The organism is Acidimicrobiia bacterium (assembly GCA_040289475.1).
Taxonomy (GTDB): domain Bacteria; phylum Actinomycetota; class Acidimicrobiia; order ATN3; family PSLF01; genus PSLF01.
In genome coordinates this window covers 54,950-69,135 of record PSLF01000008.1, presented here as the reverse complement: position 1 = coordinate 69,135, position 14,186 = coordinate 54,950, and the positions used below count along the sequence as shown (strand labels likewise).

Sequence of the window (14,186 nt, the reverse complement as noted above, 5' to 3'; positions counted from 1 at the left end):
CTACGCCCTGTCGTGCTGTCCACTATCATCGCCTATGGGCCTCGCCACAATCTTTGCGTCGCTTTCGATTCTGGAAACTTCACAAACTTGCCACATTTCGGCACTGTCTATCGACTGCCCCACCTCACCTTCAAGGATCGGAATGCCACCGCCACCCAACAACTTGGCCCCTATGTACAAGACCATTTCGTCTATGTATCCTCCTGCCACAAAGGATGCCGCTAATCGAGGTCCCCCTTCCAAGAGCAGCTCTACGATCTGTACAGATCCCAAAAAACGCAAGGTCGAACCTACATCTACCACACCGCCCGACAGCTTTGTCGTTACAACTCCGACGCGCGGTAGATTTGAAATATGCCAACAGCCTAGATCGCCTGCGGATACCACCTCGACTTCGTGTCCGGCAGAGCGAAGCTTGGCGCTTAAGCTCTTCGCACCAGCGGGGCCGCTGAAGATTGCGATCGCACCCCCCTCAAAGCTAGCGGCAGTTGAAAACAGCTTCTCGTTTCCCGATAGTCTTCCCGACGTGTCAAAGATTACGCGTACTGGCTGCGGCCCCTCGAATCCATCGAGCCTGCAGGTAAGCTCGGGATCATCGGCAACCACAGTGCCTGACCCAACGGCTATAGCATCGGCTCGAGCCCGGTAGAAGTGTGCGTCCTCGCGCGCTTTGCCAGAGGTGATCCACTTAGAGCTGCCATCGGCTGCGGCGACGAAGCCGTCGAGAGTCGCAGCTGTTTTGTAACGGACGAAGGGGCGGCCCGTTTTCTTATGGTGGAAGTACTCCGGGTCGATTGCCTCTACTTCTTTTTGAGCGAACCCCACTTCAACTTTAAGTCCTTTCTGCCTCAGAAGCTCCACTCCCCTACCGGAGACTCTTTTGTCGGGATCTATCATTCCGATAAATACCCTGTGCACCCGCGACGCGAGGATGGCTTCAGTACAAGGTGGAGTTCTGCCGGTGTGCACACACGGCTCCAAAGTTACGTAAAGGTCGGCCCCGTACGCTTCGGTCCCGGCCTCTTTCAATGCTTCCGCTTCCGCATGGGGTGTCCCGGGGCCCCTGTGGTATCCCCTGCCTACTATCTGCCCGTCCTTGACAACCACCGCCCCCACAGCGGGGTTGGGATGCGCGGTCCACCGGCCGCGCGTGGCCAGCCGGACTGCTTCTTTCATGAACGCCTCGACGGTGGCGTGCTCGGGATCCATCTAAAACACCAAGGAAACTCAGCGAAGAGTCTGGTATGGAATCATCGTCGGACAAGAGAACCGCGAGCCGAGGTTTTTTAGTCCAAGCTAATCCTCGCCGAAGATGTAACGAATGAATTGCACTAGTTCGTTCATTTTGAAGGGCTTTGTTATGTAGTAGTCGGCACCAGCGGACCACCCCTCCCACACATCAGCCTCTTGACGCCGAGCGGTCAGAAGGACTACAGGGAGTTCCGCATACTCGGGCGTGCTTCTCAACTCCTGGAGTACATCGTATCCGTCGACCTCCGGCATCATGATGTCGAGTACGACCAAATCAGGTTCGCTCTCCCGAATCAGTTCGAGTGCTTGTCGCCCTCCACTGGCCTCTATAACCTCGTAACCCTCGTCCTCGAGGTTGGCCCTCAGTATCATCCGGATATCCCTGTCATCGTCCACGACGACGATGGTTTTCTTGGATGTGGACTCGCTCGTCTGTGTCATTGCTCTTTTCCCCACAATAGATTATCTGCACCCACCGCCTTTTGCGGCGACGATGCTCCGAAGGGGCACCGAGCCATCCCCACAGATGCCAGCCGCTTCAGCTCTGCTGCAGCTCCCGCCGGATCCTTGCTCCCAAATATCGAGCTGGCGGAGACAAAAACCGTGGCTCCCGCTTCTGCCGCTCTTTCAATGTTCTCGGCTGTTATCCCCCCGTCCACCTCGATCTCAAAACCAAGTCCCATTTCTTCCCGCCACTGTCTTATGCACCTAATCTTATCGATGGCAGACTCTATGAACCTCTGACCAGAGAAACCCGGATTTACAGACATCACTACCACCATGTCGGTCGAGTCGAGCAACGTAATGAGTACCTCTTCAGATGTGGATGGATTGATCGCAATGGATGCCCCAATACCTAGCTTCCGCAGCGAGCTCAGGTCTTTACGCGGATCGTCGCTCGCCTCATAGTGAAAACTGATCGAGTCGGCTCCGGAGGCTGCAAGCGAATCGAAGTGGGAGGCAGGCCTAACCGCCATTAAATGACAGTCGACGAACAGATTGCTGTGAGCCTTTATGGCCTCGATTACGACATTTCCCATGGTGATGTTAGGTACGAAACAACCGTCCATGACATCAACATGAATCATGTCGGCATGTTCGGAGACAGCCTCAATTGCATCCCCGAGTGCCCAAAAATCAGCCGAAAGTATCGAGGGGGCAAGCTTGGGTTTCATCGCAGACAGATCATGATGTGCCCAGTCGAATAGTGTTACTCATGCGCACGCCCCGAAGGAACTCTCTCGCCAACATTACCCTTTTTCCCTCGGGCTGAACCTCCTCTAGAACGAGGATGCCGTCCCCGCAAACCACCCTCAGCTGGCCGTTTTCATCGACCACCACGTCTCCGGGAGATTTGCCAGGTTGCCGCCCCCACTCTGGCAGTGACGCTTCCGAAATCGCAAAAGCTCTGTGGATTTTTATGAGCTTTCCCCTCAAGTATGTGAATGCGCAAGGGCTCGGGTGTGCGGCCCGAACTAGCCTTTCGATATCGAAGGCACTTTTGCTCCAGTCAATCTGACACTCCTCCCGTTTTAGGGGAGGCGCGTAAGTCACGCCATCCGCTGGCTGTGGCTTAGGTCGAGCCGTCCCTTCCAAGATTGCCTCGAGTGAACGAATGACAAGGCGTGCTCCAATTTCGGCAAGCCTTGCTTCCAACTCACCCGCACGCTCTCGTGGCTCTATCTGCGTGGCCTCACACTCGAGCACGGGCCCCGTATCAAGGCCTTCGTCAATCAACATTGTGCAGACGCCTGTTGTCGTATCTCCGGCTAGTATCGCCCGCTGGACCGGTGCCGCCCCTCTCCACCTGGGTAGCAGAGAAAAATGCAAATTGAGTATCCCGTTGCGAAATATCTCGATCATTTCCTTGGGAATGATTTGGCCATAAGCGACGATTACGCCGGCATCTGACCGAGACTCCTGAATCTGGGGGAGAATTTGGTTCACTTTGGACGGAGAAAGTACCCGAATCCCTCGAGATGCAGCCTCGCAAGCTACAGGGGTGGGAATGTCTCTGCGACCTCTCTTTCTTCCGCGAGCTGGTTGGGTAACGACATAGACGATGTCCGCGCCCCACTCGCAGAGAGCTCTCAATGACGGCACAGCACAGGTTGGAGAACCGAAGAACACAACGCGCGCCCTACCAGACATTACATAAGCCTTCGCCTGATCTCAGCTAGGGCCTCCTTTCGGCGCTCCCGGTCAAGCCGGTCGATGAGAAGTACGCCCTCTAAATGGTCGGTTTCGTGAAGAAGTAGCCGGCCGAGAAGTTCGTCGCCCTCAACAGTTATTTCCTTACCGTCCAAATCAAGACCTGTAGCGACAACAAAGCCAGGGCGCTCGATCTCGAACCACAGGCCCGGCACCGAAAGGCATCCTTCGTTATAGACCCAGGTTCCCTCCGTCTTGAGTATCCGGGGATTTATTAGAGCGCCGGGACCAGATCCGATGTCAAAAACAAATATCTGTTTCTCCACGCCGACTTGTGGGCCCGCCAGACCTACCCCAGGGGCGTCGTACATTGTCTCGAGCATGTCGTCTGCGAGCTTGCGAAGCTCGGGGCCTATCTCGCCTGGCGAAACCCGAGATGCAACTCGCCGCAGCACTGGATCTCCATACTTTCTTATTGGAAGAATTGCCATGGATAGCTCCTCAAAGCTGGCGGTATGAAGCGTCGGGATCGACCTCGACTCGCACTCTGGCCCCTTTGGTCTCCGCTGCCTTTCTGAGGGCTGATACGGGCTCCCACAAAGAGACACTTCCGTCGTGAAGAACGAGTGCCCTACGATGCTTACCGTCGTCGTGCGGACCTGCTATTTCAAGACGTGAGTTCGCGCGGTCTACAGAGGCGAGTCTTTCAGCGAACTCATCTATGAGAGCTTTTCCCGTTTCATCCGGGCTTTCTACAAGGACTGCCCGCGAATAGGGCGGTAACCACTCTGCTTTCCGCGCTACCAGGTCCCGGTCTAGCAAAAGATTTTCTTCGTCTTGGGCAAACGCCTGAAGAACCGGATGGTCAGAGTGATAAGTCTGAATAGCTATTGCTCCCGGTACCTCATCGTCGTACTTACGATAGTCTTTTCGCTGACCCCGCACTAGTAGTGCGCACAAGTCGTACAAGATCCGAGCGGTCCTATGCCACGCATCAAAGCTCACTAAACCTACTAGCGACTCGAAGCTCACGACTACTACTAGCTGGACTCTGTCTAAACGCCAAAGTGCCGCCTCTGTGGCAACAACAATAGATGCGGACGCACCCGCGGCAGAACCCGGTGTTCCCGAGCCGTCCTTTACAACGTGACCTACCGAAAAACCCGGAAAAAGTCTTCTCGCCTCGTCCTCGATAGCTGCAACTCCCGGTCCTGCGAGCCGTAGGCGCTCGGAGCCGCACCGGGGACAGCGTGTATATGAGTCCCGCTCCATCGTGAACCAGCAGTCCGTGCATCGCTGGGAGCGATACTCGCCCTTTTTCGTCACGAACAAAACTGCACGGCCCCCTTTTCCTACGACATTTCGCACGAGTCGAGCAGAAAAGGGCGCTATGTGGCCCGGCTCTGGCACCTCTTTAGAGCGATCGACCACGACAACCTTGGGGAACAAAGCTTTGCGGACATCGCGCCCGGGCTGTATGTACCGAGTACGAGAAGCCCGGGCATCGTAAGAAGGCCATGGCGCGGCCAGTATCGTCGAACACCGTTCGATCCGAGCTCGCAAGAGAGCCACCGTTCGCGCATTGTAATAAGGGATGCGGTCCTCAATGTGGCTTGGGGAAGCTTCGTTTAGGACACAAACAGCCCCCAGAGGCGCCGCGCGCTGCAGAACGACAGCCCTGTCTCCAGCTATGACACAGCCAGGGCTCGATGCTGTGGACCAGTTGGCCGCCCGAACCTTAGTAGGAGCTTTGGTATCTATGAACACGTAGTCGCTGCCTAATGCCGCCAGCATTTGCTTGGCATCAGCGGTCACGGCGCTACCCAGCGCCACCAAACTCGACTGGCCGCCCGCTCTTAGTCTCTGGAAAAACTCCGAGAAAACGGAAACAGGCGGATGCCCGGGAGGGTGACGCACCAAAATCACTTCCAAGTCATCACAATCCATCCCTTCTTCGTGTACAGGATTCGTATCGACTATCTCGTATCCCTGGGTAACGAGAGCATCTCTCAGCCACGAGGCCGCCTCGTTTTTCTCCGACGTCTCCCGATCCAGCTCGTAGGCCGAACGATCACCTCCAGCCACCTCAAGGAATGGCCTCCCGTTCAGTGCCGTGTTGGAAGTCGCCGAGCGCAGCGAAGTTGGCGGTGTCATTCGGCGCAGAAACCTCCGAATATCGGTCAAGTAATACTCGGCCGCTGCTGCCGCTAGTCTCACCTGGGACAACGAAAGCAAAGGGAAGGGAGCCCCCAACGACAGAATCTGTTTTAATCCGGCGACAATTTCTTCGCTAAACCCGACCACCCAACCCCTCGAGCGCCGATTGCGAGATGGAACCCACACCAAAGAACCGACCCTAACAGAAGGCGAAAGGTTCGGTGGGACAAGGTAGTCGTAGTGAACATCTCTTGTGGGATGGTCCAACACGACCTTGGCAACGGGCCCTGGGCGGGGATCCGCTAGAAACCGGCGATAGCCCTCTCTCACAGCGGTTTGGAGCACTGTTGCGAGAGGCCCGCGAGGGATCTCCCAATACTGCTCGCTCACCGAAGTGAAGAAGGTCTGGTCCGCACTGGAGGGCTGCCGGACCCCGTCCTCAGATTCGAAGCGGCATCACGAGCTCAGTTTAAAGAAAGCGGTCTTTTAGCTCTTGGGCCGCGTCGCTTGCTTCCCATGTGAACTCTGAGTCGGAGCGACCAAAGTGTCCGTATGCCGCGGTTTTTCTATAGATAGGCCTTCTTAGCTGAAGTCTCTCAATGATCGCGAGCGGCCTGAGGTCAAACACATCCGAGATAGCCCATTGCAACTTCTCCTCGTCGATTTTTGAAGTACCAAAAGTTTCTAGCATCACAGAAACCGGCCTCGACTTCCCGATGGCATAGGCAATCTGTACCTCACATCTTCGCGCCAGTCCTGCAGCTACGATGTTTTTCGCTATCCAACGCGCAGCATATGCTCCAGACCGGTCCACCTTGGAGGGATCCTTTCCAGAGAAAGCACCACCGCCGTGTCTAGCATACCCACCATAGGTGTCTACTATGACCTTTCGTCCCGTTAGTCCGGTGTCGGCGTGGGGACCTCCAATCTCAAAGCGCCCAGTGGGGTTTACCAACACTTTCATTTCCGAAGAGTCGATGTGATCGGCTACCACTGGCCTCACGACAGACTCGAACAGCGCGTCCTTTAGTTCGTCTGTTGTGACGTCTGGATCATGCTGGGCAGAGATCAGCAGCGTGTGCAGTCGCTTCGGTCGACCATTTTCGTACTCGATGGTGACTTGGGTCTTCCCATCCGGTCTCAAGAACTTCAATTGTCCGCTCTTTCTCACCTTCGCCAGCTGCTTGGCGAGCCGATGGGCTAGCCAGATAGGCATAGGCATGAGATCCGGGGTTTCGTCACATGCAAACCCGAACATCATTCCCTGATCGCCCGCCCCTTGCTCGTCTCGAGCGTCAGACGAGCCCTCGGATCGCACCTCCAGAGCCTTGTCTACCCCTATTGCAATGTCGGGACTTTGTTCGTCCAAGCACACCATGACACCGCAAGCGTCTGCATCGAAGCCATACTCGGCTTTGGTGTACCCAATCTCCCGGATTGTCTGGCGCACGAGCTTTTGAAGATCAAACTGGGCAGTAGTAGAAATTTCGCCGGCCACGATTACCATGCCGGTCGTGATCAACGTCTCGCAGGCGACCCTACCGGTCTCGTCCTGCTCCAAGACCGCATCCAACACGGCATCGGAGACTTGGTCGGCGACTTTGTCAGGGTGGCCCTCGGTAACCGATTCTGAAGTAAACAGAAAATTCCTATCCACACTCACCTCACTTTTGCACCCATAGAGATTACAGATCGCGGAGTCGGACTGCGAGACGGTCCCAGATGATACGGGCAAGAGCGGCTTTGGGCATCAAAGGAAGATTCTCCGTAAGCCCGTCTCTAGTGATGATAGTCGCCTCGTTAGTTTCAGAGCCGAAGCCGGACCCCTTCCTAGACACATCGTTGGCGACTATAACATCCAAGTCCTTTCTCTCCAGCTTCATGCGGGCATTCTCGTCTAATTCGCCCGTTTCGGCCGCAAATCCCACTAACAGGCGCGTTCCGAGCTCTCCCTTTTTTCGAAGCTGCGCTAGCTCTTCTAGGATGTCTGGATTGGGTTCAAAAGCTACGGCGTCGAGTCCTACTTCCTTTTTGATTTTATTAGCAACCGGCTCTTTTGGCCTGAAATCAGCGACAGCTGCGGCCATCACTACGACATCCGCCGATGGCGCAGCGGCCAAGACCGCATCGCGCATTTCGTGAGCGGTCTCCACTTTCACTTGGTCCAACCGCCGCCGCTCCGCTTCTAAAGGCACGGTGGTGACGAGCGTTACGTTGGCGCCTCTCAACCAGGCCTCTCGGGCAAGCGCATGTCCCATTTTCCCGGAAGATCGATTGCCCACGTATCGAACCGCATCGATGGGCTCCCTAGTCCCGCCGGCCGTGACAACGGCAAAGATTCCATCTAGCTCCTTGTCAGGCGTCGTCGAAAACGGAAAAGCTGCATTGTTCGCACGCTCGACCACGAGCTCGGTCAAGTAAACAATGTCTTCAATCTCTGGGAGCCTTCCAGGTCCTTCATCGAATCCCGCTAACTCGCCCCATGAGGGCTCCATCACCGTGACGCCCCGCGAGCGCAGCACCTCGACGTTGTGGCGCGTGGCATGGTTTTCCCACATCTCAGTATGCATAGCTGGAATCATCACGACCGGTGCCGACGTAGAAAGAATCACTGCCGATAGCAGATCGTCGGCTATGCCTGCAGCTGCTTTGGCAAGTATCGTCGCGGTGGCAGGCGCGATAAGCAAAGCGTCTGCCGATTTACTCAACACCGTGTGCGCTAAAGGCTCCTCGCCGCTCCACAAATCTTTCGCAAGCCGCTTACCCGAGAGCGCCTCGAAGGTAAGCATTCCCACAAATCGCTTGGCGTCCTCCGTGAGGACCGGAGTCACTTCTGCTCGGCGTCGAAGCAACTCTCGGAGGAGATAGACAGATTTGTAAGCCGAGATGCTCCCAGTTACGCCTAAGACCAAATGCTTCGACGATAGAACGCTGGAATTCGTACTCATCAAATGGATAGGCCACCTCTCTAAAGCTCGCCCTCTTCAAGAGAGGGCCTTCTGAAGTTACTTTACGCGACTTGCGCCCTGCTTGAGAGAGTCGATGGCCTTCTTGTAGTACTCCTCGTCATAAGTGATCTTGCCGGCGGCAATCTCCTCAAGCGCTATCGTGAGAGGTTTTCTGGAGGTCGTATGCACCTGTGGGGGAGCATATCTTCCGATTCCCTCTCCCAATTGGAGGTAGTAGTCGTTTATTTGGCGGGCTCGCTGCGCCGCCAGCATTACGAGAATGAACTTCGACCCAGTCTTGGCGAGCAGTTCTTCGATAGGGGGCCTAGTCATACGCTCTGATTCCTCCTGGCCTGGTCGATGATAGCCCTGACTTCGGCAATAGCGGCTTCTAGATTGTCGTTCATTACAACAAAATCGAAGCGATCCTTTTTGGAAATCTCTTCTTTAGCAATACCGAGTCGCTTCTCGATCGTTACGTCGTCATCGGTGCCGCGCCGCCCGAGCCTGCGTCGTAGTTCGTCTATGCTAGGGGGCTCTATAAAGATGGTTACTGCCTGGGGCATCCGTTTCTTTACTTGCATTGCACCTTGTACATCAATCTCGAGTATGACGTCACGACTTTCAGCTAGCTTGGCTTCCACCTTCTCTCGCGGCGTTCCGTACTTGTAGCCATATACGGTCGCCCACTCCAAAAGAGCGCCCTTTTGGGCCATGGCGTCAAAGGTAGCATCATCTACGAAAAAGTAGGTCACACCATCAGCGTCGCCTGGCCTAGGAGGTCTAGTGGTCACGCTGGTGGCAACCCACAAGCGTGGGTCCTCCTCCGCCAGCGCCTGGACGATGCTGCCTTTTCCTGCACCCGAAGGTCCTGCTATGACGAACAGTCTGCCCAACTACAAGCTGCCTGCAAGGGACCAAACGCTTTTGTAAATATCTTGGTTCCGGCGAATCGCACTCGCTCAGCTAAACCGCTCGAGAAGGCCCTGCCGCTGGCGGGCTCCCAACCCCTTGACCCTACGGGTCTCGCTAATTTCGAGCTCTTGCATGATCTTGCGCGCTCGAACTTTACCTACCCCGGGGAGAGACTCAAGAAGAGATAGCACCTTCATTTTTCCGATTACTTCGGACTTCTCGCCCTTGTCGAGCACCTCCTTGAGAGTGGTAGAACCGTTCTTCAACTTTTCCTTTATCTCTGCCCTTTCTTTTCGCACCTTGGCAGCCTTCTTCAAGGCTTCCTGGCGCTGTTCAGCAGTCAAGGCTGGCGGCTGTTGTTGTTCCGGCATGTGTGCCTCCTTTTGGCTTTGATCGGAAGGGTGCGATGTGCGCGCGGCATTATAACCGTTCGTGATGACGCAGATTAGGGCAGACCGCCAGGTATTGCAACCCCTTGAAGTTCTCTTACCGAAAAAATCCGGCTACGAAGACACCAGGCCTCAATCTCTCCCGCAATTTTGGCAGGAGCTCTCGGGTCGTAAAAACTCGCCGTGCCCACACCCACAGCACTAGCACCCGCCATTAGCATCTCGACGGCATCACAGCCATTGAAGACCCCGCCAGTACCGATAATTGGAACACCCCGAACCTCGCTCGCCACCTCCAGCACATGCCTAAGTACGATCGGCTTTATAGCGGGCCCAGACAGGCCCCCTCTAGGGTTGCCCAACGCCAGAGCCGCGTGATGAATCTCTAAAGCAGTGGCCAAAACCGTATTGGTTAGGGTGAGCCCCGTAGCACCAGCCTCTAGGAGTTCTTTGGCCATCTCGACAAGACTAGGCAGGTTTGGGCTGAGTTTTGCGAACACGGGTTTTCCCGCCGATCGGACGGACTTCGAAACCGCCTGGATGACAGATGCTGACAGCTTGTAGTCGTGGGCAAAGATCTCGGTAGGTTTTTCCAAGTTCGGGCAAGACAGATTCACCTCAATAGCGATAACCGAATTCCGACAAGCTAGCCGCGAAGCAGCTTCGGCGAACTCGGAGACACTCCTCCCCCACACACTGCCGATTATGGGGATGTCCCAACGCTCCACAAGAGCTAGGTGCTTTTCTACCCACTCGTTGACTCCTGGGTTTTCGAGGCCAATCGAGTTGATCATGCCTGCTGGAGCCCGCCGTATGCGGGGAGGAGGATTTCCGGGCCAGGCATCGAGCGACAAAGACTTGGTCGTGTATGCACCAATTCGCGAGACGTCGACTCCCCTCAAGTACTCGTCGGCCAGCCCAAAAGTGCCCGCGGCTGTGATGACGGGAGAGCGAAGCCTAAGGGGACCTAGGTCAACAGAAAGATCTACGCATTTTTCTTTGGGATTTGCAATCCGGGCTCTCTTGCGGCTTATCCGGCTGAACATGCGCGCCTGAAGCATCCCGAACTATGTCCGGGAGGCGTGGTACTCCTGGAGTGAGCGAACTTCGGCCCTTGATCTCCGCATTGCTGCAATCCCCGATACAGCTGCCTCGGCCCCTGCAATCGTCGTGATACAAGGAATACGTTGCTCCAGAGCGGCACGACGCAGGTAGTACCCATCTGCCCGCGGCCCTCTTCCTTGGGGAGTGTTGATAACTAAACCGACTTTTCCTTCTTCGATCAGCTGTAGTCCCGTCACCCCGCCTTCGCCCAGCTTCGATACCTCTACAGCAGGAATCCCCGAATTCTTTAGGGTACCGGCAGTACCAGCCGTTGCGAAGATCTCGAAACCCAACTTCGCGAATCGGCGAGCTACTGGAACGATGGCCGCCTTGTCACGGTCAGCGACGGATATAAAGATGCCTCCCTGGGTTGGAAGCTTGCTGAATGCCCCGGCTTCGGCTTTAGCGAAGGCCATCCCAAAAGTGCGTGCTATCCCCATTGTCTCGCCGGTTGACTTCATCTCTGGACCCAGAAGCGCATCGGAGCTGGAGAAGCGGCCGAATGGAAGAACCGCCTCCTTGACCGAGACGTGCCCAATGACCGAATCGCTAAGAAGTCCTTCCTTCCGCAACGAAGCGAGTCCCTTGCCTACCATCACCAAAGCGGCCAGACCCGCAAGGGGAACCCCGGTGGCTTTCGATACAAAAGGTACCGTTCGACTGGCCCGGGGATTGGCCTCCAAGACAAACACTTCGCCGTCTTTGACTGCGAATTGCACATTTATCAAGCCTTTCACGCCCAGCGCGAGCGCCAGCTCTGTGACATGCTCTTCTATAACGTCCAAAATGAGGGGTGAGAGTGTCTTAGGCGGAAGGACACAGGCCGAGTCTCCCGAATGGACACCTGCTTCCTCAATGTGCTCCATGACCCCCGCCACTAAGACCTCTTCTCCGTCACAGAGCGCATCGACGTCAACCTCTGTTGCGTCCTCAAGAAATCGGTCGATTAAAACCGGACGCTCTTCCGTTGCATCGGAGTTCTCGATTCGCCGGGAAGCCTTGACAGCCTCCCGAACGTAAGCAACCAGGTCGTCTTCGCGGTAGACGATTTCCATTGCACGCCCACCCAGTACGTAGCTGGGCCTTACTAGGACCGGATATCCGATGCTACGCGCTGCCTCCACTGCTTCTTCTACGGTCGTGACCGCAGCGTTAGGTGGTTGCAGAATTCCCAGCTTTGAACATAGCTCTCCAAAAAGCCGGCGATCCTCGGCAACGTCTATTGCATCTGGGGGAGTGCCCAAGACCGAGACTCCCGCATCTTGGAGTGCTTGAGCTAGTTTGAGCGGAGTCTGTCCTCCCAGCTGAAGTATTACCCCCAAAGGATCCTCTGCCTCTATGACGGAGAGAACATCCTCCAAAGTAAGCGGTTCGAAGTACAGCTTGTCGGCGGTGTCGTAGTCGGTCGAGACCGTCTCGGGATTGCAGTTGATCATCACCGTCTCATACCCGGCTTTCTGTAAGGCGAAGACCGCATGGACGCAGCAGTAGTCGAACTCAATTCCCTGCCCTATCCGATTGGGACCGGCTCCTAGAATCACTACGGTCTTTTTGTCGCTCTTGCAGACCTCGGTCTCATCCTCGTAAGTGCTGTAGTGATAGGGAGTCGAAGCCTCGAACTCAGCAGCACAGGTGTCGACGGTTTTATAGGTCGCTGAGATTCCGCTCTTAGCTCGCAAATCTCGCACATAGCTCTCGCTTCGGCCAAATATGCGTCCTATTTGGATGTCTGAGAAACCGCTCCTTTTTAGTCTTCTCAAAAGAGAAAGAGGCGGATCCGCGCCGGGGCTTGCCTCATTGGCGCACATTTCTGCTTCGCGCCGAAGCTCTATGACGTTTTTCATCTCGTACAAAAACCAGGGATCTATGCCGGTATGGGCGCTTACTTCGCCAACCTCGACTCCCCTGTAGAGAAGCTCCCCGATTCGGAATACCCTATCTGGAGTAGGTCGCACGACCGAGTCGAGAAGCGCCTGGCTATCGATGGAACGGAGCGAGTCTTCTATCGTGTCAAGACCTAGTCCCGCCGCACCGATCTCGAGCGAGCGCAGAGCCTTCTGTAGCGCTTGCGGAAAAGTTCTACCAATTGCCATCACCTCCCCCACCGACATCATCTGAGTACCCAAGGTGTCGTCCACCCCTGGAAATTTTTCAAAGGCCCACCTGGGGATTTTGACCACAACGTAGTCAATCGTAGGCTCAAAAGAGGCCGGGGTCTTTTGGGTGATGTCGTTGGCTATTTCGTCCAGGGTACACCCAACTGCTAGCTGAGCTGCCATCTTCGCGATCGGAAACCCAGTCGCCTTGGAAGCCAGCGCGGAAGAACGCGACACGCGGGGGTTCATTTCGATGACAACCATCCGTCCGCTTTTAGGGTCTACTGCGAACTGAATGTTCGAGCCGCCCGTCTCTACCCCGATACGGCGAATCACTGCCATTGCAGCATCGCGCATTCTCTGGTACTCGACATCGGAGAGCGTCTGAGCCGGAGCGACCGTGATGGAGTCGCCTGTGTGGATTCCCATCGGGTCGAAGTTCTCGATTGAACACACTATTACCACGTTGTCAGCGAGGTCTCTCATCACCTCGAGCTCGAACTCTTTCCATCCGAGTACCGACTCCTCGATCAATACCTGGCCTGCTGGGCTTTGATGGATTGCAGCCCTTGCTGCTCCTTCCAGTTCTTCTGGGGAGCGCACGATCGCCGATCCTCCCCCGCCCAAGATGAAAGAGGGGCGAAGAACAACCGGGTAACCCAAAGACTCGGCGACCGATACGGCATCCTCGGCTGTAGTGACCACTTCTGAACGAGGTACCTCCAGGCCTATCTCTAGCATCGCCGCTTTGAAGGCGTCGCGCGCTTCGGCGGTCTTTATCGCGGAGACTTTTGCTCCGATGAGTTCGACACCATAGCGGTCGAGAACTCCCTCGGAATCAAGCTCTACAGCGAGGTTCAGAGCAGTTTGGCCACCCAGCGTAGGAAGAAGTGCATCCGGTCTCTCGCGACGAATCACCTCAGTGACAGTCTCGAGATCAAGCGGCTCTAGATAGGTTCTGTCCGCAAACCCTGGATCTGTCATGATTGTGGCCGGATTGGAGTTGACCAAAACGACCCGGTACCCGAGACGCCTTAGCACCTTACAGGCTTGGGTACCCGAGTAATCGAACTCGCAAGCCTGCCCTATCACTATCGGCCCCGATCCAATGATCAGAATCGAGTGGATATCACGTCTAGCCGGCATGCAATGCTCTCCTGGTTTTCCGCGCTACC

The 14,186-nt window shown here is 55.7% G+C and carries 13 protein-coding genes; all 13 read right to left on the bottom strand.

Features of this window, described 5'->3' with window-relative positions:
- Nucleotides 1-1,209, bottom strand: a complete 1,209-nt coding sequence (gene ribD / locus C4318_05770) for a bifunctional diaminohydroxyphosphoribosylaminopyrimidine deaminase/5-amino-6-(5-phosphoribosylamino)uracil reductase RibD (protein MER3454653.1) — start codon at nucleotides 1,207-1,209, stop codon at nucleotides 1-3.
- An 87-nt stretch (nucleotides 1,210-1,296) separates the two neighbouring features.
- Complete coding sequence (locus tag C4318_05765) at nucleotides 1,297-1,692, bottom strand: two-component system response regulator (GenBank protein MER3454652.1); 396 nt, start codon at nucleotides 1,690-1,692, stop codon at nucleotides 1,297-1,299.
- Nucleotides 1,689-2,426 (bottom strand): ribulose-phosphate 3-epimerase, encoded by a 738-nt coding sequence (gene rpe / locus C4318_05760; protein MER3454651.1) that lies wholly within the window; start codon nucleotides 2,424-2,426, stop codon nucleotides 1,689-1,691. Before rpe ends, C4318_05765 begins: the two co-directional genes overlap by 4 nt.
- Nucleotides 2,427-2,436: 10 nt before the next feature.
- Nucleotides 2,437-3,402: a methionyl-tRNA formyltransferase gene (locus tag C4318_05755; GenBank protein ID MER3454650.1), complete on the bottom strand. Its 966-nt coding sequence runs from the start codon at nucleotides 3,400-3,402 to the stop codon at nucleotides 2,437-2,439.
- On the bottom strand, nucleotides 3,402-3,893 hold the full coding sequence (def, locus tag C4318_05750) for a peptide deformylase (GenBank protein MER3454649.1): 492 nt from the start codon (nucleotides 3,891-3,893) through the stop codon (nucleotides 3,402-3,404). The genes C4318_05755 and def overlap by 1 nt, the downstream gene beginning before the upstream one ends.
- A gap of 10 nt (nucleotides 3,894-3,903) precedes the next feature.
- Nucleotides 3,904-5,904 (bottom strand): hypothetical protein, encoded by a 2,001-nt coding sequence (locus C4318_05745; protein ID MER3454648.1) that lies wholly within the window; start codon nucleotides 5,902-5,904, stop codon nucleotides 3,904-3,906.
- 124 nt (nucleotides 5,905-6,028) lie between these two features.
- Nucleotides 6,029-7,216, bottom strand: a complete 1,188-nt coding sequence (locus C4318_05740) for a methionine adenosyltransferase (protein MER3454647.1) — start codon at nucleotides 7,214-7,216, stop codon at nucleotides 6,029-6,031.
- Between the two features lie 28 nt (nucleotides 7,217-7,244).
- The gene (gene coaBC / locus C4318_05735) at nucleotides 7,245-8,507 is read right to left on the bottom strand and encodes a bifunctional phosphopantothenoylcysteine decarboxylase/phosphopantothenate--cysteine ligase CoaBC (GenBank protein MER3454646.1); all 1,263 of its coding nucleotides are present in this window, start codon (nucleotides 8,505-8,507) and stop codon (nucleotides 7,245-7,247) included.
- Between the two features lie 57 nt (nucleotides 8,508-8,564).
- Nucleotides 8,565-8,840, bottom strand: coding sequence for a DNA-directed RNA polymerase subunit omega (gene rpoZ / locus C4318_05730; protein ID MER3454645.1), 276 nt, complete (start codon nucleotides 8,838-8,840; stop codon nucleotides 8,565-8,567).
- Entirely contained in the window at nucleotides 8,837-9,403 is a 567-nt protein-coding gene (locus tag C4318_05725) for a guanylate kinase (protein MER3454644.1), read from the bottom strand. Before C4318_05725 ends, rpoZ begins: the two co-directional genes overlap by 4 nt.
- A gap of 66 nt (nucleotides 9,404-9,469) precedes the next feature.
- The gene (locus tag C4318_05720; protein ID MER3454643.1) at nucleotides 9,470-9,793 is read right to left on the bottom strand and encodes an integration host factor; all 324 of its coding nucleotides are present in this window, start codon (nucleotides 9,791-9,793) and stop codon (nucleotides 9,470-9,472) included.
- A gap of 74 nt (nucleotides 9,794-9,867) precedes the next feature.
- Nucleotides 9,868-10,872 (bottom strand): dihydroorotate dehydrogenase, encoded by a 1,005-nt coding sequence (locus tag C4318_05715; protein MER3454642.1) that lies wholly within the window; start codon nucleotides 10,870-10,872, stop codon nucleotides 9,868-9,870.
- 6 nt (nucleotides 10,873-10,878) lie between these two features.
- On the bottom strand, nucleotides 10,879-14,157 hold the full coding sequence (carB, locus tag C4318_05710; GenBank protein MER3454641.1) for a carbamoyl phosphate synthase large subunit: 3,279 nt from the start codon (nucleotides 14,155-14,157) through the stop codon (nucleotides 10,879-10,881).
- Nucleotides 14,158-14,186: the final 29 nt, after the last annotated feature.